This is a genomic window from Enterobacter sp. AG326, assembly GCF_004362415.1.
GTDB classification, from domain to species: Bacteria; Pseudomonadota; Gammaproteobacteria; order Enterobacterales; family Enterobacteriaceae; genus Enterobacter; species Enterobacter asburiae.
The window spans coordinates 671,192-693,764 of the sequence record NZ_SNXG01000002.1; the positions used below are offsets into that span (position 1 = coordinate 671,192).

Sequence of the window (22,573 nt, forward strand, 5' to 3'; positions counted from 1 at the left end):
GTTACCGGCCCGCTTTTAATTTCTGATAATACTCTTCGTAGAGACGGCTGGCGTCACCGACATCGTTCTGCCATTCACCTTTGCTGATGGTTTCGGCATCCGGATAGAGCGATTTATCGTTAGCTACCTCAGGCTTCAGCAGCTTGCGTGCTGCGAGGTTTGGCGTCGGGTAGCCAATCGTCTCGGCAACCTGTTTCGCCACGTCCGGGCGCAGCAGGAAGTTAATCAGCTTGTGCGCCCCTTCAACGTTTTTCGCGTTGGCGGGGATCGCAAGGCTGTCCATCCAGAAGATCCCGCCTTCTTTCGGCCAGACCACCTCAAGCGGCGTCCCGGCCTGACGGGCGACATACGCGGAGCCGTTCCACACCATCCCCAGATTCACTTCGCCTTCCATATACGGGTTTGCCGGGTTATCAGAGTTGAACGCCGCCACGTTAGGCATCAGCTTTTTCAGCTCGGCATATGCCGCTTCGATCTCTTTGGGATCCGTCGTGTTGCCCGAGTAGCCCAGCTTGCGCAGCGCGACCTGGAACACTTCACGCGCGTCGTCGGTTAACAGCAGGCTCCCTTTGTATTCCGGTTTCCAGAGATCGGCCCAGCTTGTCACCGTTTTCGGATCGACGGCCTCGCTGTTCACGCCAATCGCGGTTGCTCCCCAGATATATGGAATGGAGTAGTCGTTATTTGGGTCGAACGGCTTGTTGAGCATCTCAGGATCGAGGTTTGAAAAATGGGTTAGCTTCGTTTTGTCGATCTTCTGGATCATGCCCTCTTTGCGCATTTTGTCGACAAAGTAGGTGGAAGGAACGACCAGATCGTACGCGCCGTCTTTGTAGGTTTTCAGCTTGGCGTACATGGTTTCATTCGACTCGTAGGTCGAGTAGATAACCTTGATGCCCGTCTCCTTTGTGAACTGTTCCAGCAGGCCCGGCGGCACGTATTCGGTCCAGTTGTAGAAGTAGAGCGTTTTGCTGTCATCAGCGTGCGCGGCACCCATGCCAAGCACCAGCGCCGCAGCGGCGAGCATTTTTTTCATTTCATTGTCCCCTGAGATTTTGTTTTATCACGAGCAATAACCTGGCTGGCGATCACCAGAACCAGCGAAAACACCAGCAGAATGGTCGCCAGCGCGTTCACCTCCGGTGAGACGCCGACTTTCACCATTGAATAGATCTTCAACGGCAGAATTTCATAGCTCGGACCGGTGACGAAGGAGGACACGACCACGTCATCCATCGACAGGGTGAAGCTAAGCAGCCATCCGGCCGCCACTGCAGGCATCGCCAGCGGCAGGATGATTTTGCGCAGGATGATCATCTCGCTGGCACCCAGATCTTTCGCCGCCTCCAGCATGCGCACGTCGAACCCTTTCAGGCGCGCGAAGACGGTCACCACCACAAACGGCAGGCAGAAGGTGATGTGCGAGAACAGCAGCGACCAGAAGCCAAGCTGTACGCCCAGCAGCATAAACAGCACCAGCAGCGAAATGGCCATTACGATGTCCGGCGACATCATCACCACAAACAGCATGCCGCTGACAAACGGTTTGCCGCGAAAGCGATAGCGGTACAGCGCCACGGCGGTGAGCGAGCCAATTAGCGTTGCGAAGGTGGCGGAGAAGATCGCCATCGTCAGCGAGTGCTGAGCGGCCTGCAGCAGGCTGTCGTTGTTCATCAGCAGGCTGTACCAGCTGGTGGTAAAGCCCTGCCAGTTAATCCCGAAGCGTGAACTGTTAAACGAGTTCACGATCAAAATAACGATCGGGATATAGAGATAGGCATAAATGGCGGTCATAAAACCGCCGCGAAGCAGTCGACCGATCATTCGAGTTCCACCTTCTTATTCAGCAAGCGTGAGGCGCGCCAGTAGACCAGCAGCATCAGGCCCATGACCACCGTCAGCGTAATGCTGGTCGCGGATCCGAACGGCCAGTCGCGGATGTTGAGGAACTGGCTCTTGATGACGTTACCGATCAGCAGGTTTTTCGCGCCGCCCATCAGATCCGACACGTAGAACAAACCCATCGCCGGGAGCATAACCAGCAGACAGCCCGCAATAATGCCGGGCATGGTCAGCGGGATAATAATGCGGATGAAGGTCTGCAGCTTGTTAGCGCCCAGATCTTTCGCCGCCTCCAGCAGCGGTTTATCCAGCTTCTCGATGCTGGAGTAGAGCGGCATCACCATAAACGGCAGCAGGATATAGACCAGGCCGACAATCACCGCGCTCGGGGTAAACATGATGCGGATCGGCGTATCAATCACTCCCAGCCACAGCAGAAACTCGTTGAGATAGCCTTTAGTGCTGAGGAAGATCTTCAGCCCGTAGATGCGGATTAACGAGTTGGTCCAGAAGGGAACAATCAGTAAAAACAGCAGCAGGGGCCGCACCTTTTGCGGCAGGCCCGCGAGGAACCATGCGAAGGGATAACCCAGCACCAGACAGGCGAGGGTAGCAATCAGCGCCATATTGAGCGAGTGCAGCAGCACGTCAAAATAGAGCGGATCGAGCAGGCGCGCATAGTTGTCCAGCGTAAAGACCAGCGAAACGAAGCTAGCGTCGTCGCGGGTCAGAAAGCTGGTGGCAACGATCATCAGGTTGGGCAAAAAGACAAACAGCACAAGCCAACCGACGATCGTGGCAATCACCACATTCTGGAATTTACTTGTGTTCTTCATCAGCCAGCACAACCTCCCAGCTTTCTACCCAGTTGATAACCATTTTCTGGTCGAGAGAGTGGTCGAAGTCAGGGTCGTCTTCGTTAAAGAATTCGCTGACCATTACCATCTTGCCGTTCTCAAGCTCGACAACGGACTCCAGCGTCATCCCTTTGTAGTTGCGCTCGCGGATATAGCCGATTAACCCTTCGGCCTCGGTATTGCCGTGAATTTCATCAACGCGCAGATCTTCCGGGCGTAGCAGAACGTTGAGCTTTTGTCCCTTTTCGACGGGGAAAGTCACCGTGATATTGCACTCGCGTCCTTCGACGCTGGCGCGCACGCGCTGGTCGTCCAGACGCTCAATCACCGTGGCGTCGAAGATATTGATCTCGCCAATGAAGCTGGCGACAAACAGATTCTTCGGCTCTTCGTAGATTTCGCGTGGCGTGCCGTCCTGCTCGATTTTGCCGTCGCGCATCACCACGATGCGGTCGGACATGGTCAGGGCCTCTTCCTGATCGTGGGTGACGAAGACAAAGGTAATGCCAAGCTTGCGCTGCAGGGCTTTGAGCTCGTTCTGCATCTGCTTGCGCAGCTTGTAATCCAGCGCGGAGAGGGATTCATCCAGCAGGAGCAGACGCGGCTTGTTGACCACGGCGCGGGCGATGGCCACACGCTGCTGCTGGCCGCCGGAAAGCTGATGGGGTTTACGCTGGGCAAACGTCTCAAGCTGCACCATGCGCAGGGCGTCGGTGACGCGCGGTTCGATCTCCCTCGCCGGAGTTTTTTGCATCCGCAGGCCAAACGCCACGTTTTCAAACACGGTCATGTGCGGGAACAGGGCATAGCTCTGAAAGACGGTATTGACGTGGCGATCTTCGGCGGGAACCTGCGTGATGTCCTGGTTCTCAAGATGGATATGGCCGTTATCGACGCTTTCCAGCCCGGCGATAAGGCGCAGTACGGTTGTTTTGCCGCAGCCAGAGGGGCCAAGCAGCGTCAGAAACTCACCGTCATTGATGGTGAGCGTGAGGTCGGAAATGACATCTTTGCCATCAAAGCTTTTACGAATTCGTTCCAGTTGCACCAGCGGTGAACGTGAACGGGATTGTGTATTCAATTTTTGCGCTGTCCCATATAGACGCCTCAGGCAGCAGACTGAAGCGGGGTTTGTGTGTAACCACCTTGGTGACTCGTAATGAGGGCGAACATTCTACGGCAATCCCCTGCGATCGCCAATCCTTGTCACTGATTCATAAGCTACATTTATTAACGCATAACGATATAAACGGAAAATATTCTCGTTTGCGGGATAAAAGTGACCTGACGCAATATTTGCGTTTTGATGCTTATTGATAATGTTGTCACAAAAAGTGAGGGTGACTGCATGGATAAATTACTTGAGCGTTTTTTACAGTACGTTTCGCTGGATACCCAATCTAAGCCGGGTGTTCGCCAGGTGCCGAGCACCGAAGGCCAGTGGAAGTTGTTAAACCTGCTAAAAGAGCAGCTTGACGCCATGGGGCTGGTCAACGTCACCTTAAGCGAGAAAGGCACTGTGATGGGAACGCTGCCGGCAAATGTGCAGGGCGATATTCCGGCGATTGGCTTTATCTCCCATGTCGACACCTCTCCGGATTTTAGCGGTAAACATGTGAACCCGCAGATTGTGGAAAACTACCGCGGCGGCGACATTGCGCTGGGTATTGGCGACGAAGTGCTCTCGCCCGTGATGTTCCCGGTGCTGCACCAGCTGCTGGGCCAGACGCTGATCACCACCGACGGCAAAACGCTGCTGGGGGCGGATGACAAGGCGGGCATTGCGGAGATCATGACGGCGCTGGCGGTGCTGAAGGGCAAAAACATCCCGCACGGGGATATCCGCGTGGCCTTTACGCCGGATGAAGAGGTGGGCAAGGGCGCAAAACATTTCGACGTAGAGGCCTTCAATGCGCAGTGGGCCTATACCGTCGACGGCGGCGGCGTCGGTGAACTGGAGTATGAAAACTTCAATGCCGCGTCCGTCACCATCAAAATTGTCGGCAACAACGTTCACCCCGGCTCGGCGAAAGGCGTTATGGTGAACGCGCTGTCGCTGGCGTCACGAATCCATGCGGAAGTCCCGGCGGAAGAGAGCCCTGAACAGACCGAAGGATATGAAGGTTTCTATCACCTGACCAGCATCAAAGGCATCGTGGACAGCGCGCAGATGCACTACATCATCCGCGATTTCGACCGCAAAGCCTTTGAGGCGCGCAAGCGTAAGATGATGGAGATCGCCAAGAAGGTCGGTAAAGGGTTACACCCTGATTGCTATATTGAGCTGATCATTGAAGACAGCTATTACAACATGCGCGAGAAGGTGATGGCGCATCCGCATATTCTCGATATCGCCCAGCAGGCGATGCGCGACTGCGATATCGAACCGCAGCTGAAGCCGATTCGCGGCGGCACCGACGGTTCTCAGCTGTCGTTTATGGGGCTGCCGTGCCCGAACCTGTTTACCGGTGGCTACAACTACCATGGTAAGCATGAGTTTGTGACGCTGGAAGGGATGGAAAAAGCGGTGAAGGTGATAGTGCGGATAGCGGAGTTGACCGCAAAGCGGTAGCTGCTTTAAGCCGGGTGGCGGCTGCGCCTTACCCGGCCTACGTTCGGATTGTAGGCCCGGTAAGCGAAGCGCCACCGGGCATTAAGGCGACTCAGTCCTCAAAGAACCAGTACCCGCTGTTGACCAGCGCGGCCAGCATCGCGAGGAAGGAAGGATCTTCCAGCGCATCGCCAAAGGTGTCGGCAGTGAGCACCAGATGGCTGGCAATGGCTTCCAGCGCCGGACGGTGCGGAGAGTCCAGCTTCTCGCCGTTGACGAACACCTCTTCACCAATGCGCAGCACGCGCAACCCGCCCAGACGCGTCAGCTTGTCGCCCTGCTGAAGCGCATCATAAATCTCGTCCGCCTGATACGGCGGCTCCGGTGGCGCAACGTCCAGCTCATGACGAGACTGGCTGATAAACTCACCAAACCACTGTTTGAAATGCTCCGGCTCGTTGATCAAATCCAGCATCATGCCGCGCAGCTTATCGAGTTCTTCTGGCACAATATCCGCCGGATGCTCGCGCGCAGGCACATCAGGATCGCTGTAACGATAGCTGCCCAGTTCGCGCTGCAGAACATAGTCGGCAAATCCGCTGATCATCTCGCGGCCGCTCGGCGCCCGGAACCCCACAGAGTAGTTGAGTGAGTTTTCCAGGGAGTAACCTTCGTGAGGGAATCCCGGCGGAATGTAGAGAATATCACCCGGCTCCAGCTCTTCGTCGATAATCCCTTCAAACGGGTCAACCTGGAGCAGGTCAGGATGCGGGCAGTGCTGCTTCATTGGCACTTTTTCACCCACGCGCCAGCGGCGGCGGCCTGTACCCTGAATGATAAACACGTCGTACTGGTCAAGATGTGGGCCTACGCCGCCGCCCGGCACGGAGAAAGAGATCATCAGATCGTCCATGCGCCAGTCGGGCAGGGCGCGGAACGGGCGCATTAATGCGGCAGTGGGCTCATGCCAGTGGTTGACCGCCTGCACCAGCAGCGACCAGTTGTTTTCACCGAGGTGATCGTAGCTTTCGAAAGGACCGTGGCTAACCTGCCATTTCCCGTCCTGGTGGCTGACCAGACGGCTGTCGACTTCGTTTTCCATGGCCAAACCGGCCAGCTCGTCAGGCGAGATAGGGTCGACAAAATTGCTGAATCCGCGTTTCAGAACCACCGGGCGTTTTTGCCAGTAGCGTTCAATAAACTCGGGCCAGTTAAGCGTTAAGTGATAATCCATAATTTTTTTATTCCGCAGGCTCTTACTGACTCGGATTATAACGGAAGCTCAGCCCCCCGGCTGCGAGATCCTCGCATTTTTCACATAACGGGTTAACTATCGTTCAATGTGGGCTGCTGGCGACCAAAAATAACCTCCATTCTGGCGCCGCCCAGCAGGCTTTCACTGGTTTCTATTTTCCCGTCGTACTGGTCAACAATCTCACGGGCGACGGCCAATCCAACGCCCTGGCCAGGACGTAGCGTATCGGCGCGCTGACCGCGATCGAACACCACGTCACGCTTATTGCGCGGGATACCCGGGCCATCATCCTCAACGATAATATGCAGTTCTGTTTCCGTCTGGCGCGCTGACACTTCCACGAACTCCAGACAGTATTTGCAGGCGTTATCCAGCAGGTTACCCATTACTTCCATGAAATCATTTTTTTCACCCACAAAGCTTATCTCTGGCGAGATGTCGAGGCTGATGTTTACCCCTTTACGCTGATACACCTTGTTGAGGGCGGACGTGAGGTTATCCAGAAGCGGGGCTACCGGGTGCAGCTCGCGGCTCAGAAGCGCGCTTCCCGAACGCATGCTGGCGCGGTGCAGGTAATAGCCAATTTGCTGGGAAATACGGCTGATCTGTTCCAGCATCACCGGCTCGGCATCATCGACGCTCAGCTTCGAACTGCGCATTGAACGCAGGGTACTTTGCATGACGGCCAGCGGTGTTTTCAGGCTGTGGGTCAGATCGGTAAGGGTGGTACGGTATTTATCGTAGCGTTCGCGTTCACTTTTCAGCAGGCGGTTGAGGTTACGCACCAGGCTGGTGAGCTCACGGGTGGTTTCCGGGTTCAGCTTCTCGCGATGATGTTCTTCCAGCTCACGAACCTCTTTCGCCAGTGACTCAATGGGGCGCAAGCTCCACCACGCCGCTACCCACAGCAGCGGGATCACCAGCAGGAGATTCGCAGCCAGAACGTAGATGAACCAGCTCCAGACCATATAAGAACGCTTCAGCTCGACCGGAATGGTGTCGATCACCACAATGGTCAGCTGCGGCATGTTCAGCGTCGCCGGATAGAGGTTAATCGCGACGGAGTGCGTCATCTCCGTTTCGGCGTTGTCGGCGCGGATCTCGTTCAGCTTTTGCTGCAGGGAGCGATCTTCACGGATCAGCGAGCTGGTGGTGTTGAGATCGGCTTCAATTTCATGAAACCCGTTGGTTTTGAGCCAGTCCGGACGAATGCTTTTAACCAGCCAGGGGATATCACGCTGCGCCCACAGTAATTTCCCTTTTTCATTATAAATCAGTGCCAGCGTTGGACTCTGCTGGTTGAGGTTTTCCGGCATTTCGACGGTGATTCGGTTGTTTTCCCACTTCGCCAGGGTATAAAACAGATTGCTTTCGCCGCGCAACAGTCGAAAGGTGGTTTTATCAAAGCTGACGCTGTAGCCTACCAGGGCCACCATGCCGTAGGAGAGCGACAGCACCAGCACGACGGCGGCTGTTGCCAGTAAGAAACGAACCCGCAGCGAGAGGGGCAGAATGTGGCGCAAAATCCGTCTCATTTAGCGTAATTCGAACAGGTAGCCCTGGCCACGGACGGTGGTAATCACATCCTGCGGATACTGCGCCTGAATTTTCTTACGTAAACGTCCCATCAGCACGTCAATGGTATGGCTCTCGCGCAGTTCAGCATCAGGGTAAAGCTGGAGCATCAAGGAATCTTTGCTTACCACTTTGCCATTGTTACGGATCAGCGTTTCCATAATGGTGTATTCGAAGGCGGTGAGCTTAATCACTTCATCATTGATCGCTAATTCCCGGCGGGAGAGATCGACCTGGAATGGCGGGATGGAGATAACCTGTGACGCCAGCCCGCTGTTGCGGCGTAACAGCGCCTGCATGCGCGCCGCCACCTCTTCAATATGAAACGGCTTGGTGACGTAATCGTCTGCACCCGCGCTGAGCACTTCGACCTTATCCTGCCAGCCTTCACGGGCGGTCAGAACCAGAACCGGCAGGGAGACATCGTGGCTGCGCCAGCGGCGAATTAACGACAGACCGTCTTCGTCAGGCAACCCTAAATCGACAATGGCGATATCCGGCAGGTGTTCATTGAGATAATAATCGGCTTCTTTTGCATCTTCAGCATCGTCCACCTGATGTCCCATCTCCTGAAGCTGAACCTTCAGGTGATGGCGTAGCAATGCGTTATCCTCAACAACCAGTACGCGCATCATCTCTTCTCCCTAAATAATTGGTATGAATAGTTTAACGCTGATTATGTTGTTGTGGGGATAAACATTGAGTAAACCGGGGAAAAGCATCCCCCTTTTCGGGCGAAAAGGGGGAGAGGGGCGTTACTTCAGCTCGTCGACCATGGTGATGGCGCGACCAATGTAGTTCGCCGGGGTCATCGCCTTCAGGCGCGTTTTCTCTTCTTCCGGCAGCGCCAGACCGTCGATAAACTGCTTCATGCCTTCGGCGTCAACGCGTTTGCCGCGGGTCAGCTCTTTCAGCTTCTCGTACGGTTTTTCGATACCGTAACGGCGCATCACGGTCTGGATTGGCTCCGCCAGCACTTCCCAGTTGTGGTCCAGCTCGTCCAGCAGACGGTCACGGTTCACTTCCAGTTTGCTCACGCCTTTCAGGGTGGACTGATACGCGATCAGCGCGTAGCCAATGCCCACGCCCAGGTTACGCAGTACGGTGGAGTCGGTCAGGTCGCGCTGCCAGCGGGATACCGGCAGTTTGCTCGCCATATGCTGCAGCACGGCGTTCGCCAGGCCCAGGTTGCCTTCGGAGTTTTCGAAGTCGATTGGGTTTACCTTGTGCGGCATGGTGGAAGAGCCGATTTCACCGGCAATGGTTTTCTGCTTGAAGTGGTTCAGGGCGATGTAGCCCCACACGTCACGATCGAAGTCGATCAGGATGGTGTTGAAGCGCGCGATGCAGTCAAACAGTTCGGCGATATAGTCGTGCGGCTCAATCTGGGTGGTGTACGGGTTCCACTGAATGCCCAGAGAGGTCACGAACTCTTCGCTGAACTGGTGCCAGTCAACTTCCGGATAAGCGGCGATGTGGGCGTTATAGTTACCGACCGCGCCGTTAATTTTGCCGAGGATCTCAACCTGCTCCAGCTGACGGTACTGGCGCTCCATACGGTACGCGACGTTCGCCATCTCTTTACCCATCGTGGATGGGGTGGCTGGCTGACCGTGGGTACGGGAGAGCAGCGGAATGTCGCGGTATTCCACGGACAGCGCTTTTACCGCGTCGATGATTTTACGCCAGTATGGCAGCACGACCTCTTTGCGCGCGGTGGAGAGCATCAGCGCATGAGACAGGTTATTGATGTCTTCAGAGGTACAGGCGAAGTGAATGAACTCAGACACGGCATGCAGCGCAGGGACGCTTTCCACTTTCTCTTTCAGGAAGTACTCAACCGCTTTCACGTCGTGGTTGGTGGTGCGTTCAATGGTTTTAATGCGCGCGGCGTCTTGTTCGCTAAACTCAGCAACGATTTTATCAAGGTAATCGTTTGCCTTTTCGTCAAAAGCAGGAACTTCCTTGATTGCTGCCTGGGCGGCCAGCTTTTGCAGCCAGCGTACTTCAACCTGAACACGGAACTTCAGCAAACCATATTCGCTGAAGATCCCGCGCAGCGCGCTGACTTTATCGCCGTAGCGTCCATCGACAGGGGATACGGCGGTCAGTGAGGATAATTCCATAATTCGCAACTCCGGGAGGTTAACAATGAGCAAGAATTTGTTTTGCCTGAGTGGTCAGGCGATTACGAGAAAACATTAACTGCAGGCGGCCACCGCCAACCTGGTGCCACAGCACGGCGGCGCGGATCCCTGCCAGCAGGGACGCGCGCACTTTTGCCTGTACCTGCGGACTTTGCAGCACGGCAGGGGATCCGGTGACCTGAATACGCGGGCCCAGCGGGCTGATGACGTCGACATAAATCCCCGCCATTGCGCTCAGCAGCGTTTCCGACTGCAGGTCAAAATGATCGAGCTGACGCTGCAGCCCGGCAATGCGATCGCCCAGCGTATTCATTGCGCCTTTTGCGGCGTTCAGCTTACGTTCCAGCACCATCAGGCTTAACGTGTAGCGGGTCAGCTCCGCGTTTAATCCCTGACGGCTGCTGGCGTTAAGCACGCCGAGCAGGGTTTCAAGACCGAGACGAAGATTGGTTTCACTGCCGCCGAACACGCCCAGTGTCGAGCCGGGGTTGAGATCGATAACGCTGTTCAGCGAAACGTGCAGGGCATCTGCGTCGCAGTGACCCTGATGCGCCAGCTGTTGCACCAGACGGGCTGACTGGCAAATTCCCGCCAGCGCCAGGGTGATGTCATAGTAGTTCTTCGCCACACGGTCTCCTTTATGTGTGAATCGTATTAAACAGCAGGCAGCGGCAGGCGCTGTTCAATGATCCCGCCGCCCAGACAGATTTCGCCGCTGTAGAAGACAGCAGACTGACCCGGGGTGACGGCGGCGACCGGCTCGTCGAAACGCACGTCAATGCGATCGTCATCGAGCGCGGTAATGGTGCAAGGAATATCGGTCTGACGGTAGCGTGTTTTTACCGTGCAGCGCAGCGTGCCTTTCAGCGGCTCACGATCGACCCAGTGCAGCTGCTGTGCAATAAGACCAACGGACATCAGACGCGGATGATCGTGACCTTGGGCAACAACCAGAATATTGTTTTCGACATCTTTGTCGACAACATACCATGGATCTTCGCTACCTTCTTTGGTCCCGCCAATACCCAGGCCTTTACGCTGGCCGAGCGTGTGGTACATCAGCCCCTGATGCTGGCCAATCTCTTCCCCGTCGACGGTGACAATTTTACCCGGCTGAGCAGGCAGGTAACGCCCCAGGAAATCGCGGAATTTGCGCTCGCCGATGAAGCAGATGCCGGTAGAGTCTTTTTTCTTCGCGGTGATCAGGTCCAGCTCTTCGGCGATTTTACGCACCTGCGGCTTTTCCAGCTCGCCGACCGGGAACAGGCTCTGGGCGATTTGCTCGTGGCTCAGCGTATAGAGGAAGTAGCTTTGATCTTTGTTGCCGTCCAGACCGCGCAGCAGCTGGCTTTTGCCATTCACATCTGCGCGACGCACGTAGTGACCGGTCGCAATATAGTCTGCGCCCAAATCTTCCGCGGCGAATTCCAGGAAGGCCTTAAATTTGATCTCTTTGTTGCACAGAATATCCGGGTTCGGCGTGCGGCCCGCTTTGTACTCTTCCAGGAAGAGTTCAAAAACGTTATCCCAGTATTCTGCGGCAAAGTTAACGGTGTGCAGTTCAATGCCGAGCTTATCGCATACGGCCTGCGCGTCGGCGAGATCCGCTGCGGCGGTGCAGTATTCCTCGCCATCATCTTCCTCCCAGTTCTTCATGAACAGGCCCTCCACCTTATAGCCCTGTTGCTGTAACAGGTAGGCGGAAACGGAGGAATCGACACCGCCGGACATGCCGACGATCACTTTTTTCTGGCTGTTATCTGACATGGAATACTCACGACATTGAACTTCAAGGCGGCGTATTCTATCACGCCCCCCCACCGTTGACACCCTCTGTAAACGGCCAGTTAAATGCGCCGATGACATCCAGCGGCAGACGTGCGCCTGACTGCCAGCAGCGAATGCTTTCCGCAACCAGCGGCGAGCGCAGGTTTGGCGCGTTCAGGATCTCGTCGGCAGTGACCCACAGACAGCGGTCGATATCGTCATCCTGCGGCTCTGTGGCGCACGTTTCGCTAAGCTCAACGGAAAATAAAAAGCGCAGGAACGGGGTGTGATCCGGCGCGATCCACTGGTGCATACGGATGAAGTGCTGGGGCTCAGCGTGTATCCCGGTCTCTTCCCACAGCTCGCGTTTTGCTGCCTGCAGCAGGGTTTCATTAGCTTCAAGGTGTCCGGCAGGCTGGTTCCACAGCGCTTTGCCGTTAATGCTCTCTTCGACAACAAGGAATTTACCCCTGGCGTGGACCACGCAGGCAACCGTGACATGAGGTTTAAACATAGTGACTCCTTAAGGGGTGACGTCGCGCCATTCGCCGTTTGCCAGCGTTTCCAGGGTGTAGCTGCCCATGGCGTAGCGAATCAGACGCAGGGTAGGGAAGCCGACGTGCGCGGTCATGCGGCGAACCTGGCGGTTGCGGCCTTCATAAAGGGTTATTTTGAGCCAGCTTGTTGGGATGGATTTGCGTTCGCGAATCGGCGGGTTGCGCGGCCAAAGCCACTCCGGTTCATTCACGCGTTCAATACCCGCCGGCAGGGTTGGGCCGTCGTTCAACGTCACGCCGCTGCGTAACGCTGCAAGCGTCGCGTCATCCGGCTCGCCTTCCACCTGGACGAAGTAAATTTTCCCGGTGCGTTTGCCCGGCTGCGTGAGCTTCGCCTGCAACGCGCCGTCGTTGGTTAAGACCAGAAGGCCTTCGCTGTCGCGGTCCAGGCGCCCGGCCGCGTAGACTCCCTGCACGGGAATATAGTCCTTCAGCGTGCTGCGCCCGGCTTCATCGGTAAACTGCGGCAAAACATCGTAGGGTTTATTGAACAAAATAACCCGCTTCGGCTGGGTTTCCTGCGGTCTTCTGGCGGCTTGTCGCGAGCTGAATCGCTCAACCCGGTGTTTTGTAAAAGAAGTTTTCTTCATGGTATTTTCAGGCGTTATCAATTGCCGCATTATAGCCTAATAACGAAGACCTTTCATGGCGCAGGACAATCAGGTACTATCGAAGGGCTCATTACAATTTATTAACATAAGATCAGTAACAACCAGAAGCGCTCGAAGGAGAGGTTAATGGAAAGCAAAGTAGTTGTTCCGGCGGAAGGTAAAAAGATCACCCTGCAAAACGGCAAGATTAACGTTCCTCACAATCCGATTATCCCGTTCATTGAAGGTGACGGTATCGGTGTAGACGTTACCCCGGCGATGCTGAAAGTGGTTGATGCCGCTGTTGAGAAAGCCTACAAAGGCGAGCGTAAAATTTCCTGGATGGAAATTTACACCGGTGAGAAATCTACTCAAGTTTATGGCCAGGACGTCTGGCTGCCAGCAGAAACGCTGGACCTGATCCGCGACTACCGCGTTGCTATTAAAGGCCCACTGACGACGCCAGTTGGCGGCGGTATCCGTTCCCTGAACGTGGCACTGCGTCAGGAGCTGGACCTGTACGTGTGTCTGCGTCCGGTTCGTTACTATCAGGGCACCCCAAGCCCGGTTAAGCATCCTGAACTGACCGATATGGTTATCTTCCGCGAAAACTCAGAAGACATCTACGCGGGTATCGAATGGAAAGCGGACTCTGCTGACGCAGAAAAAGTGATTAAATTCCTGCGCGAAGAGATGGGCGTGAAGAAAATTCGCTTCCCTGAGCATTGCGGTATCGGTATCAAGCCGTGCTCTGAAGACGGTACTAAACGTCTGGTGCGTGCGGCCATCGAATACGCGATCACCAACGACCGTGACTCTGTGACCCTGGTTCACAAAGGCAACATCATGAAGTTCACCGAAGGCGCGTTCAAAGACTGGGGCTACCAGTTGGCGAAAGAAGAGTTCGGCGGTGAGCTGATCGACGGTGGCCCATGGCAGAAGATCAAGAACCCGAACACCGGCAAAGAGATCATCATTAAAGATGTGATCGCCGATGCGTTCCTGCAGCAGATCCTGCTGCGTCCTGCAGAATACGACGTGATTGCCTGTATGAACCTGAACGGTGACTACATCTCTGACGCCCTGGCAGCACAGGTTGGCGGTATCGGTATCGCCCCTGGCGCGAACATCGGTGACGAGTGCGCCCTGTTCGAAGCGACCCACGGTACTGCACCAAAATACGCGGGTCAGGACAAAGTGAACCCAGGCTCTATCATCCTGTCCGCAGAGATGATGCTGCGCCACATGGAATGGTTCGAAGCCGCAGACCTGATCGTTAAAGGTATGGAAGGCGCGATCAACGCGAAAACCGTAACTTACGATTTCGAACGTCTGATGGAAGGCGCTAAACTGCTGAAATGCTCAGAGTTTGGCGACGCGATTATCGCGAACATGTAATCCAGATTCTGGGTTAAACAAGAGCGGGGGCCTGATGGTTCCCGTTTTTTTTGCCTCTGCCTGTGGGAGACAACACGATGTTAGCCACTGTCCTTATCGCTGTCGTTGCATTCATCCATCTCTACATTCTTGTGCTGGAAATGTTCCTGTGGGATACGAAAACGGGCCACAAGGCCTTTAATCTGCGTCCTGATTTTGCGCGCGACACCCGCGTGCTGGCCGCAAACCAGGGGTTGTATAACGGTTTTCTGGCGGCTGGTCTGCTCTGGAGCCTCTGGCTTGGCGAAAAGGGGATTCAGGTGGCCATCTTCTTCCTGACCTGCGTATTGATCGCAGGGCTCTTTGGCGCAGCCACCGCCAGCCGAAAAATTTTGTATGTACAGGCCGCGCCCGCTCTCGCAGCGCTGCTTGCGTTACTCATCTGAAGCAATGCTTTGGTTGAGATAAGGCGTCCGATATACTGATGGCTTTACCCGTAAAGATTAGCGACGAGACAGTTATGAACAACGATATCCCACTGAAATATTATGACATTGCCGATGAGTACGCGACGGAAGCCGCTGAGCCGGTCGCTGAGTCAGAGCGCGACGCGCTGGCACATTATTTCCAGCTGCTGCTCACCCGTTTATCGAATAATGAGGAGATTAGCGAGGAAGCCCAGCAGGAGATGGCCACTGAGGCCGGGATCCGTGCGGGTCGCATCGATGATATTGCGAACTTCCTCAATCAGTGGGGAAATGAATAGTCTGCTTCAAAAACCGTTATGCTGATGCTTTGCGATACAGCTCAGCATCACGCTATCGGACCACATGCATTTTTTCCGCAGAATATGTGACGCGGGGGCGTCGATAAACAGCGCGAAAATAACGGTCAGACAAAAGAGTACCACTGGTAATAGTAAGGATAATTTCACGTTTTTAACCAAAATATGAGTGTGCTTCAGGGTAATCTACCGTCTGAATGTGACGACTATATGTTTTTGCGTAAAAAATAGAAATGCCCGACTGGAAAAAAACGGACGCGCAAGGCTACGGGTTACGGTGCAACCCCGGTGAGTCGCTTCGCCAGCTCGCTTCGGGTGAGTGCTTTTGAAAAATACCATCCCTGAATCAGCGCATCGGGATATCTGCTTGCAATAAAGCGATATTGAATTTCATTTTCCACGCCCTCGAAAACAAGCGTTTTATTCAATCTTGCAAGGGCATCGCTGAAGATTACAAAGATGTTTTGCTTATAATGCTCGCTGATGCCGTCCACCAGCGACTTATCGATTTTGATTTCATCATATTCAAGCAGCGACAGGCGGGCGAGATTCGAGTTTTGCACGCCAAAATCATCTATTGATATTTTAACGCCGAGCGATTTCAGCTCCTGACAGAATCCCTCGAGAATATCTGCCGTGGAAACGGCTTTCTCAGAGAGTTCGACCTTCATCAGGGAAAGGGGAAGGTGATTGGCAAAACACGCACGACGCAAAATAGTAATGAACTGTCCATCTTCAATTTCCTTGTGCCCAACGTTTATTGAGACTATCAGCTGGTGTTTTATCGCCAGAGGGGCAATTTCGGAAAGGGATTTTTCGATAATATTACTGTAATATTTTTTATACAGACCGATCTTCTTAATTAATGGGATAAACAGCTCCGGAGAGACGTCCCCGTGCTTTTGATCGCGCCATCTCGACAGAACTTCGACGCCCACGATTTTTTGATCGTGAATGCGAATAATGGGCTGATAGTTAACGCTGATGGTATTCGTGATGACGGCTTTTATCAGCGTACGTTCCAGAGAAAAACGGTCTTCATAGATACGGAAGATAAATAACGTTATCGCAATCCAGATAAAACAGAGAATGACCGCGAGAAGCGCAAAGATAAACGGAGGTAGCGAGGCCAGCCCGGCGTCGTGATGCTTCACGATGACGCACAGGTCCCAGAAGGTGCTGCACTGTGTCAGAGTCAGGGTAAACAACGTCGAATGCAGCCAGCTCTGCTGATTTAGCTCCGTGGCGGCCGAAAAAAAGACTCTGCCGAAGTCTTTGGTGGTAGCACTGAGCGAATAGCTTGCGGTAACCGGGGTGAATTTATCGTAAGCATAGCGGGAGGTGAAGATAATAATATTATTATAAATTGCCGCATTGCCCGTGAAAAAGTCTTTTCTCGAGAACTGGGCCAGGAGAAAGCCCCTCGGCGTTTTATGCAGTTCTGCAGGAAGTGCAACGGGCGTCGCGAGTTTTCCCCAAAAAGCGGTACAGACAATTTTTCCCTTATCAATAAAGCCGATATCGGCAAAATAAAGATTATTAAGCTTAATTTGTCTGTAGCGATCGAGGTTGGTTTTGTCACATCCCTGCGCCGTGATGCTTTTGAGACCCAGCGCCACGCTTTGGGACACGTCTTCTGAATAATGTAAAAGGGTACGGGATATTTCAAGCTGTTTGCTCTTCTGCTGACCGATGATTACAGCATTGACCGCATAAAGAGACAGGAAGACCAGAAGCGTTGAAACAATAGCAACGGCAATGAGCTTTTTCATTTTCCAGATATCCAGTCCGCTCCCTGATTTCACAAATCTTAACACAGCCAGGGCAAGGAACAAGCCTGATAGTCACGTCATGTGAGTAAATGTCGGCAGATGAACTCATACGAAAGTATCAGTTTTTTAAGACAATTCTCAGCTAAGCTATTTTCATTGTTATAAGCAATACCGGGTTAGCACAGGCTCTTCAACCAGAACATCCATGCTTGATTTTTCTATTAAGGAAAACATCGTGCGCAACGTGATGATCCCTATTCTTAGCGCTCTGTTTCTTTTTCTGAGCGGCATTTTGATTATTAACTGGCAGCTATGGCAGATGGCGAAGCTGAGTAATAGTCATACCGCCACGGCCAGCACCCAAAAAATAGAAAACATTCTGGCTGAAGCAGTCAGTGCGGCCAGCACGGCAAAGCGCGTTGCGGCCGAAGGGTGTACCAGTAGCGGACAGCTGGCGCTGGGGACAGAGGCAGCGCTAAAACCGCATCTGCGCGCCATCATGATCGAGCAGCAGGGTAAAATCATCTGTACTTCCCTTCCCGGGAATGGCGTGTTGATTATTCATCCTGAGACGTTACCTGCCGAAAAATTGATGCTGTTACCCGGCAGTCGACTGGTGAACGGCATTCCGGTGCTTGTCTTTCAGATGCCCATCGCGGGAGGGCGCGTCATCGTCAGCATCAGTGACGCGCATTTGCAGGACGTCATTGCAAGCGCATCGAACAGCATGGATCTGGGGCTGGTTGTCGGCGAAAGCATGCTTGTTCGCAACGGTGCCGTGAGGGGTTGGAAAGCGGCCTCCTGGAAGGGGGCGCTTACGGCATCAACGCAATTTCCCTTTAGCATCGCCTGGCAACCTCCTGCCTTTTTCAGCCTGACGCGGCTTTTGCAACAGGGATGGAGCCTGATACTGCTTATTCTTGCGCTATCGGTGGCGGTGGGCATTTTGATCCGCCGATACAAGGGGAAAAGTACCTCATTTGAAGATGACTTACGTAAGGCCATTTTGCAGGGGGAGATCGTGCCTTATTACCAGCCGATCGTGAACGGCGATACCGGCGGGTTATACGGCGTTGAGGTCCTGGCAAGATGGAAGCATCCAAAGTCAGGCTTTATCCCGCCGGATGTCTTTATTCCGATTGCCGAACGTAGCGGGTTGATTATACCGCTGACCAAAGGGTTGATGGCAAAAGTGGTGACCCAGCTTAAGCCGCTTTTGCCTAAGCTACCGGACGGGTTTCATATCGGGGTAAACATCAGCGCCAGACATATTAATGCGCCTTCATTTATCGGTGACTGCCGCGTCTTCGGGAAGGGGTTTCAGGGTAAAGAGGTCAAACTGGTTCTCGAAGTGACCGAGCGTGAACCGCTGATCGATAATCCTCACCTCGTGGAAAACCTTAACATGCTCCATAACGCCGGCTTTGTTATTGCCCTGGATGATTTTGGTACGGGTTATTCCGGGCTGTCATGCCTTAATGCGCTGGCCATTGATTATATTAAAATTGATAAAAGCTTTGTGAACCGGGTTTCAGAGGAAAAGGACTCAACGATCCTGCTGGACTGCGTCATTGACCTGGCGAAAAAACTCTCTTTGCGCATTGTAGCTGAAGGCGTAGAAACAAAAGAGCAACTGGAGTATCTCAACCGTAATGAGATAACCCTGTTACAGGGATATTATTTTGGTAAGCCCGTCTCCTATATCGATTTTATTAAAGTCATTTTATCTAAACCCAGGGAGACCGTTAGTTTGTAAAACGAAATAAAGACGAGCTTCTGTTGTATGCTTAAGTGCAATTCATTTTCCTCTTATCCCGAGCTTTGTTACAGTGACAAGAGTTGTCAGCCAGGGATGTCAGGCGTGATAAGGTGGAAAAGCTCGTGCATGTGAAAAATACTTTTTACACAACAACCATTACCGTCATCATTGTCTCATTGATCATCTCGCTGTCGCTTGCCGTCCAAATTGCCACGTCCAGACAGCAGTCAATTAAGCAAATTAATACCAGCGTTGCTAACCTGAGCCATACCCTTGATGTCTACACCGAGGGGATCATGCGCCAAAGCGAAATGTTAATTACTACCGTTTCCGACATAATCGAAATTTATGGCATGACGCCGCAACAGGCGACCAATATTCAGTGGATGATAAATAATCAGGATAATCTTCTTACCCAGATTAATAATGTGGTTGTTTACGACGCTCAGGGCGATATCTTTACCGCGTTGCACGAAACGTTTACAGGCCCACGCAAAGGATCGGACAGGTCATTTTTTATCTATCACAAGGAAAATAAAAATCAGCAGATTTTTATTGGTGAGCCCGTGGTAAGCAGAACCAATGGAAAATGGGTCATTACCATTAGTCGTCGCCTTGAAACCCACTCCGGGGCATTTAACGGTGTCGTAGTGGTGACGCTGGGTATCGAGAATTTTCTCGCGCTTTACGGGCAGATTAATATTGGTCACCTGGGCGTCATTGGCTTAACGACACAATCCGGCGTGCTGCTGGTCCGTCACCCCTTTAAAAATACCTACGTCGGCACGATTTTTTCTGATTCACCCCTCTTCAGGAAATACCTGAAGGTACAAAATACCGGGATAGCCAGTTCCGTTTCGCGGTTTGATAAAATCGAACGCATTTACGCCTATGAGAAAAACCGACGCTACGGGCTGGTGACCACCGTGGCCGTCAGCATTGATGAAGCGCTCGCACCGTGGCGCAAGCAGGCTATTCAGCTGGCGCTACTCATTTTCGTTTTCACTGCGATACTTATCGTCGCGTCATACTTCCTGTATTCCGACTTATCCAGAAAAACCAGAGATAATAAGGCGCTGAAGATTATCGCTTCCGAGGATGCGTTGACCGGGCTGTACAACCGTCGCATCTTTGATGAAAAAATCCTCTCGGAAATCGCGACTTGTGCCGCACATGACGCAGCGATTTCGATACTGATTGTGGACGTGGACTACTTCAAAAAATACAACGATAACTACGGCCATCCGGAAGGGGACCGGTGTCTGGCGCTGCTGGGAAACAGTCTCCGGGAGAGCCTTACCTGTGATAATCAGATTGTGGCGCGCTACGGCGGAGAGGAGTTTGCGCTGATATTACCTGATACGGATATCCAGGAGGCGCTTCGACTGGCGCAGACGATTATTCGCAACGTGTTTTCCCTGCAAATCGCGCATGCTTTTAGCCCCTTCGGACGGGTGACGGTAAGCGTCGGGATTTCCACCGCGCGTGCGGTCGACATCGCGGGCAGCCAGCAGAATATCATTATTGCCGCTGACCAGGCGCTCTACCAGGCAAAACGCGCAGGACGTAACCGGTACGCGTTTGTTGGGGTATGAACAGAAAAAAAGCCCACTCAGGAGTGGGCAAAAAATACTGGAAGCAATGTGAGCAATGTCGTACTGAATACCTGAGTGTTACGCTCAACTATTCAGTGTTGAGAAAGATAATCTTTCTCAACAAAAGATGCAACCCCACAGTTTATGCGGCAGGCTCTTTTTGTTGGTGAATAATTGCGCACTCTCTCATTGTGATGCCTATCACAAATTTCCTTTCTGAAATCCTGTGCTATTCTTTTTTGTGTCGTTGATTTAATGACAAAAACCATACAGAGAGGAAAGTTATGGGAATTTTATCCTGGATTATCTTTGGGCTTATTGCGGGTATTCTGGCGAAGTGGATTATGCCGGGCAAAGATGGCGGTGGTTTTATCGTCACCGTAATACTGGGTATTATCGGCGCGGTAGTCGGCGGCTGGATCAGTACGCTGTTCGGTTTTGGCAAGGTCGATGGTTTTAACTTCGGCAGCTTTGCCGTCGCGGTCATCGGTGCGCTGGTTGTTCTGTTTATCTACAGAAAAATCAAAAGCTAAGGCTTAAAAGCGTTAAAAAAGGCTGCCAGATGGCGGCCTTTTTTACGTGGTAGGTTTACCACCAGCCAAGCTGCGCGCCGGCAAACGCCGCGATGGCAACGATCAGCATAATGAGGGTCGTTTTTCTCATTTATGCCCCAGGCGCCGCGTAACCACCGACAAAAAACCATGCTAAAAAAATCACCGCCGTTATAAAAATAACGACCGGGAAGAGGATCCCTATTCTCATATCATCACCTGTTTCGGTTCTTGTAACGCCGTAGAGTGTACGGGGTTAATCCATAGTGAGAAAGCGTGTTTTGCTTTTTCCTTTCTTATCCTGATACATCGCGACATCCGCGTCGCGTAATGCGCTGTCCGGATCGGTTACCCGAGGGTCCACTTCGATAACGCCGACGCTGGCCCCGGGGTAAATGAGGTTGACGCTACCCAGCCAGTATTCACCGGCAATACAGGCGCTGAGGCGCGTTTTGACCAGAGTGACCTGCGCGTTATCTCCTTCGCTGTGGGATGTGCTCAATGACGCGACCAGAAACTCATCGCCGCCCAGTCGGCCAATGATATCGTCCTGCTGTTTTTCTTCCGTCAGACGCTTGCCCACTTCAATCAGGAACTGGTCGCCAGCCTCGTGTCCGTAGCGATCGTTAATCAGCTTGAAATCATCCAGATCGATGAACGCGATGACGGTGTTACGTTTAAGGTGCCGCGCCAGGGAAAACAGCGTGGTCAGATCTTCAAAAATGGCGCGACGGTTGGGTAAACCGGTAAGGGCATCCGTGTAAGAGTGGGCGATGAGGGCCGCATTGGCTTCGCGAAGCTGGGTTACCAGCGACTCTTTCTGAATGGACTGGGCAATCAGCCCGGCGAATAACTTCAGAACCTGTTCACCGCGCTCGCTAAGCGGCTTTCTGGCCGTGCTGGTGGCACAGAGCGTTCCGTAGAGTGAACCATCCGCAAGATGGACAGGAATACTCATGTAGGTCGTAATGCCGAGCGCTTTCGCCGCCTCGCACTCCGGCCAGCGTTCGGGAACGTCGTTGCTGAATACGGTGTCGCTATCCAGCGCGCGCTTACACAGTGTTTCATCCCACGGGACGCTCAGCCCCTCAGGGATTGTCATCTGCTTGCTGTTGCGGGCGTAGAGGATATGCTGCAGTCGGGCTTCGATATCTACCTTGGTGAGGTAAGTCGACTCCATGTCAGTCACAATCTCCAGCATCTCCAGCAGCTGACGAACGAGACCTTCAAGGGAATGTTCAGTGGCGAGGGTTTCTGAAACACGGGCAAGGATAATATCCGACATGACGTAGAATGACTCCCAGGCAGAAGACGTCTGCATCTGCATGTTATGCTGAGTTTTTAGACTTCAGGCATAGTAAAACATGAATATAGAAAATTTAATATATGCAGGGAGAGGGCAGCAGGAGAGAAAAAAAGGCCCCGTTGTTGAGACCGGGGCAAAGACATCTTGATTACGGAATGATGTTCTCTGGTCATATCGAGAACATGCAACACTATAGTGTTGAAAAGTGCAGTTAAAATGGAGAAATCATGGAGAAAGCGGCGATGACCCGTTACCCTTAGACTGTCATGATGTCACAAGGATCAATGA

22 protein-coding genes are annotated in these 22,573 nt (G+C 53.1%); 7 read left to right on the forward strand and 15 right to left on the reverse strand.

Annotation, left to right across the window (positions count from 1 at the left end):
* Position 1: 1 nt before the first annotated feature.
* From potD to potA, 4 genes are read right to left on the reverse strand one after another with little or no spacing between them, the layout of a single operon-like run.
* The gene (potD, locus tag DFO52_RS10240; RefSeq protein WP_121931266.1) at positions 2-1,036 is read right to left on the reverse strand and encodes a spermidine/putrescine ABC transporter substrate-binding protein PotD; all 1,035 of its coding nucleotides are present in this window, start codon (positions 1,034-1,036) and stop codon (positions 2-4) included.
* Complete coding sequence (gene potC / locus DFO52_RS10245; protein WP_029739855.1) at positions 1,033-1,824, reverse strand: spermidine/putrescine ABC transporter permease PotC; 792 nt, start codon at positions 1,822-1,824, stop codon at positions 1,033-1,035. The genes potD and potC overlap by 4 nt, the downstream gene beginning before the upstream one ends.
* Positions 1,821-2,678 carry a spermidine/putrescine ABC transporter permease PotB gene (potB, locus tag DFO52_RS10250; protein WP_023311177.1) on the reverse strand — a complete coding sequence of 286 codons (858 nt, stop codon included), beginning with the start codon at positions 2,676-2,678 and terminating at the stop codon, positions 1,821-1,823. Before potB ends, potC begins: the two co-directional genes overlap by 4 nt.
* Complete coding sequence (gene potA, locus DFO52_RS10255) at positions 2,662-3,810, reverse strand: spermidine/putrescine ABC transporter ATP-binding protein PotA (RefSeq protein WP_202760904.1); 1,149 nt, start codon at positions 3,808-3,810, stop codon at positions 2,662-2,664. Before potA ends, potB begins: the two co-directional genes overlap by 17 nt.
* Before the next feature lie 237 nt (positions 3,811-4,047).
* Between potA and pepT the strand changes: the two genes are divergently transcribed.
* Positions 4,048-5,271: a peptidase T gene (gene pepT, locus DFO52_RS10260; RefSeq protein ID WP_133550322.1), complete on the forward strand. Its 1,224-nt coding sequence runs from the start codon at positions 4,048-4,050 to the stop codon at positions 5,269-5,271.
* A gap of 91 nt (positions 5,272-5,362) precedes the next feature.
* Here the strand turns inward: pepT and DFO52_RS10265 are convergent, their stop codons facing one another.
* From DFO52_RS10265 to rluE, 8 genes are all read right to left on the reverse strand, one after another.
* Entirely contained in the window at positions 5,363-6,484 is a 1,122-nt protein-coding gene (locus DFO52_RS10265) for a cupin domain-containing protein (RefSeq protein WP_047648080.1), read from the reverse strand.
* 92 nt (positions 6,485-6,576) lie between these two features.
* Positions 6,577-8,040, reverse strand: a complete 1,464-nt coding sequence (gene phoQ / locus DFO52_RS10270; protein ID WP_029739851.1) for a two-component system sensor histidine kinase PhoQ — start codon at positions 8,038-8,040, stop codon at positions 6,577-6,579.
* Positions 8,041-8,712 (reverse strand): two-component system response regulator PhoP, encoded by a 672-nt coding sequence (gene phoP / locus DFO52_RS10275; protein WP_028019015.1) that lies wholly within the window; start codon positions 8,710-8,712, stop codon positions 8,041-8,043.
* 123 nt (positions 8,713-8,835) lie between these two features.
* Positions 8,836-10,206: an adenylosuccinate lyase gene (purB, locus tag DFO52_RS10280; protein ID WP_008500757.1), complete on the reverse strand. Its 1,371-nt coding sequence runs from the start codon at positions 10,204-10,206 to the stop codon at positions 8,836-8,838.
* 19 nt (positions 10,207-10,225) lie between these two features.
* Complete coding sequence (gene hflD, locus DFO52_RS10285; RefSeq protein ID WP_023311236.1) at positions 10,226-10,855, reverse strand: high frequency lysogenization protein HflD; 630 nt, start codon at positions 10,853-10,855, stop codon at positions 10,226-10,228.
* Between the two features lie 26 nt (positions 10,856-10,881).
* On the reverse strand, positions 10,882-11,994 hold the full coding sequence (mnmA, locus tag DFO52_RS10290; RefSeq protein ID WP_032657963.1) for a tRNA 2-thiouridine(34) synthase MnmA: 1,113 nt from the start codon (positions 11,992-11,994) through the stop codon (positions 10,882-10,884).
* A 40-nt stretch (positions 11,995-12,034) separates the two neighbouring features.
* Entirely contained in the window at positions 12,035-12,508 is a 474-nt protein-coding gene (locus DFO52_RS10295; protein ID WP_133550323.1) for an NUDIX hydrolase, read from the reverse strand.
* Between the two features lie 9 nt (positions 12,509-12,517).
* Complete coding sequence (gene rluE / locus DFO52_RS10300) at positions 12,518-13,171, reverse strand: 23S rRNA pseudouridine(2457) synthase RluE (protein WP_023311239.1); 654 nt, start codon at positions 13,169-13,171, stop codon at positions 12,518-12,520.
* A gap of 117 nt (positions 13,172-13,288) precedes the next feature.
* Between rluE and icd the strand changes: the two genes are divergently transcribed.
* The 3 genes from icd to DFO52_RS10315 all read left to right on the forward strand — a co-directional run bounded on the left by icd (position 13,289) and on the right by DFO52_RS10315 (position 15,284).
* Positions 13,289-14,539, forward strand: a complete 1,251-nt coding sequence (gene icd, locus DFO52_RS10305) for an NADP-dependent isocitrate dehydrogenase (protein ID WP_032657958.1) — start codon at positions 13,289-13,291, stop codon at positions 14,537-14,539.
* Positions 14,540-14,616: 77 nt separating this feature from the next.
* Positions 14,617-14,964: a DUF1304 domain-containing protein gene (locus DFO52_RS10310; RefSeq protein WP_029739846.1), complete on the forward strand. Its 348-nt coding sequence runs from the start codon at positions 14,617-14,619 to the stop codon at positions 14,962-14,964.
* Between the two features lie 74 nt (positions 14,965-15,038).
* Positions 15,039-15,284: a YmjA family protein gene (locus tag DFO52_RS10315; RefSeq protein ID WP_029739845.1), complete on the forward strand. Its 246-nt coding sequence runs from the start codon at positions 15,039-15,041 to the stop codon at positions 15,282-15,284.
* A gap of 290 nt (positions 15,285-15,574) precedes the next feature.
* Here DFO52_RS10315 and DFO52_RS10320 read toward each other — a convergent pair whose 3' ends face one another.
* Positions 15,575-17,074: a cyclic diguanylate phosphodiesterase gene (locus DFO52_RS10320; RefSeq protein ID WP_133550324.1), complete on the reverse strand. Its 1,500-nt coding sequence runs from the start codon at positions 17,072-17,074 to the stop codon at positions 15,575-15,577.
* Between the two features lie 205 nt (positions 17,075-17,279).
* Between DFO52_RS10320 and DFO52_RS10325 the strand changes: the two genes are divergently transcribed.
* The 3 genes from DFO52_RS10325 (at position 17,280) to DFO52_RS10335 (ending at position 20,961) form a co-directional block, all read left to right on the forward strand.
* Entirely contained in the window at positions 17,280-18,830 is a 1,551-nt protein-coding gene (locus DFO52_RS10325) for a cyclic diguanylate phosphodiesterase (protein ID WP_243737942.1), read from the forward strand.
* Between the two features lie 125 nt (positions 18,831-18,955).
* Positions 18,956-20,428, forward strand: a complete 1,473-nt coding sequence (locus tag DFO52_RS10330) for a sensor domain-containing diguanylate cyclase (protein ID WP_133550408.1) — start codon at positions 18,956-18,958, stop codon at positions 20,426-20,428.
* 284 nt (positions 20,429-20,712) lie between these two features.
* Positions 20,713-20,961 carry a GlsB/YeaQ/YmgE family stress response membrane protein gene (locus tag DFO52_RS10335; RefSeq protein WP_006174788.1) on the forward strand — a complete coding sequence of 83 codons (249 nt, stop codon included), beginning with the start codon at positions 20,713-20,715 and terminating at the stop codon, positions 20,959-20,961.
* 130 nt (positions 20,962-21,091) lie between these two features.
* Here DFO52_RS10335 and DFO52_RS10340 read toward each other — a convergent pair whose 3' ends face one another.
* Together DFO52_RS10340 and DFO52_RS10345 are read right to left on the reverse strand one after the other, a co-directional pair.
* Entirely contained in the window at positions 21,092-21,190 is a 99-nt protein-coding gene (locus DFO52_RS10340; RefSeq protein WP_029739841.1) for a YoaK family small membrane protein, read from the reverse strand.
* Positions 21,191-21,235: 45 nt separating this feature from the next.
* Positions 21,236-22,264, reverse strand: coding sequence for a sensor domain-containing diguanylate cyclase (locus DFO52_RS10345; RefSeq protein ID WP_133550409.1), 1,029 nt, complete (start codon positions 22,262-22,264; stop codon positions 21,236-21,238).
* Between the last annotated feature and the right edge of the window lie 309 nt (positions 22,265-22,573).

What these genes read in the sequence shown, in the direction of transcription:
- DFO52_RS10325 (WP_243737942.1), top strand. Translation starts at nt 17,280, where the DNA reads ATGCTTGATTTTTCTATTAAGGAAAACATCGTGCGCAACGTGATGATC.
- DFO52_RS10345 (WP_133550409.1), bottom strand. Translation starts at nt 22,264, where the DNA reads ATGTCGGATATTATCCTTGCCCGTGTTTCAGAAACCCTCGCCACTGAA.
- DFO52_RS10295 (WP_133550323.1), bottom strand. Translation starts at nt 12,508, where the DNA reads ATGTTTAAACCTCATGTCACGGTTGCCTGCGTGGTCCACGCCAGGGGT.
- mnmA (WP_032657963.1), bottom strand. Translation starts at nt 11,994, where the DNA reads ATGTCAGATAACAGCCAGAAAAAAGTGATCGTCGGCATGTCCGGCGGT.
- phoP (WP_028019015.1), bottom strand. Translation starts at nt 8,712, where the DNA reads ATGCGCGTACTGGTTGTTGAGGATAACGCATTGCTACGCCATCACCTG.
- rluE (WP_023311239.1), bottom strand. Translation starts at nt 13,171, where the DNA reads ATGCGGCAATTGATAACGCCTGAAAATACCATGAAGAAAACTTCTTTT.
- potC (WP_029739855.1), bottom strand. Translation starts at nt 1,824, where the DNA reads ATGATCGGTCGACTGCTTCGCGGCGGTTTTATGACCGCCATTTATGCC.
- potD (WP_121931266.1), bottom strand. Translation starts at nt 1,036, where the DNA reads ATGAAAAAAATGCTCGCCGCTGCGGCGCTGGTGCTTGGCATGGGTGCC.
- purB (WP_008500757.1), bottom strand. Translation starts at nt 10,206, where the DNA reads ATGGAATTATCCTCACTGACCGCCGTATCCCCTGTCGATGGACGCTAC.
- phoQ (WP_029739851.1), bottom strand. Translation starts at nt 8,040, where the DNA reads ATGAGACGGATTTTGCGCCACATTCTGCCCCTCTCGCTGCGGGTTCGT.
- icd (WP_032657958.1), top strand. Translation starts at nt 13,289, where the DNA reads ATGGAAAGCAAAGTAGTTGTTCCGGCGGAAGGTAAAAAGATCACCCTG.
- DFO52_RS10265 (WP_047648080.1), bottom strand. Translation starts at nt 6,484, where the DNA reads ATGGATTATCACTTAACGCTTAACTGGCCCGAGTTTATTGAACGCTAC.
- DFO52_RS10315 (WP_029739845.1), top strand. Translation starts at nt 15,039, where the DNA reads ATGAACAACGATATCCCACTGAAATATTATGACATTGCCGATGAGTAC.
- DFO52_RS10320 (WP_133550324.1), bottom strand. Translation starts at nt 17,074, where the DNA reads ATGAAAAAGCTCATTGCCGTTGCTATTGTTTCAACGCTTCTGGTCTTC.
- pepT (WP_133550322.1), top strand. Translation starts at nt 4,048, where the DNA reads ATGGATAAATTACTTGAGCGTTTTTTACAGTACGTTTCGCTGGATACC.
- potB (WP_023311177.1), bottom strand. Translation starts at nt 2,678, where the DNA reads ATGAAGAACACAAGTAAATTCCAGAATGTGGTGATTGCCACGATCGTC.
- DFO52_RS10340 (WP_029739841.1), bottom strand. Translation starts at nt 21,190, where the DNA reads ATGAGAATAGGGATCCTCTTCCCGGTCGTTATTTTTATAACGGCGGTG.
- DFO52_RS10335 (WP_006174788.1), top strand. Translation starts at nt 20,713, where the DNA reads ATGGGAATTTTATCCTGGATTATCTTTGGGCTTATTGCGGGTATTCTG.
- DFO52_RS10310 (WP_029739846.1), top strand. Translation starts at nt 14,617, where the DNA reads ATGTTAGCCACTGTCCTTATCGCTGTCGTTGCATTCATCCATCTCTAC.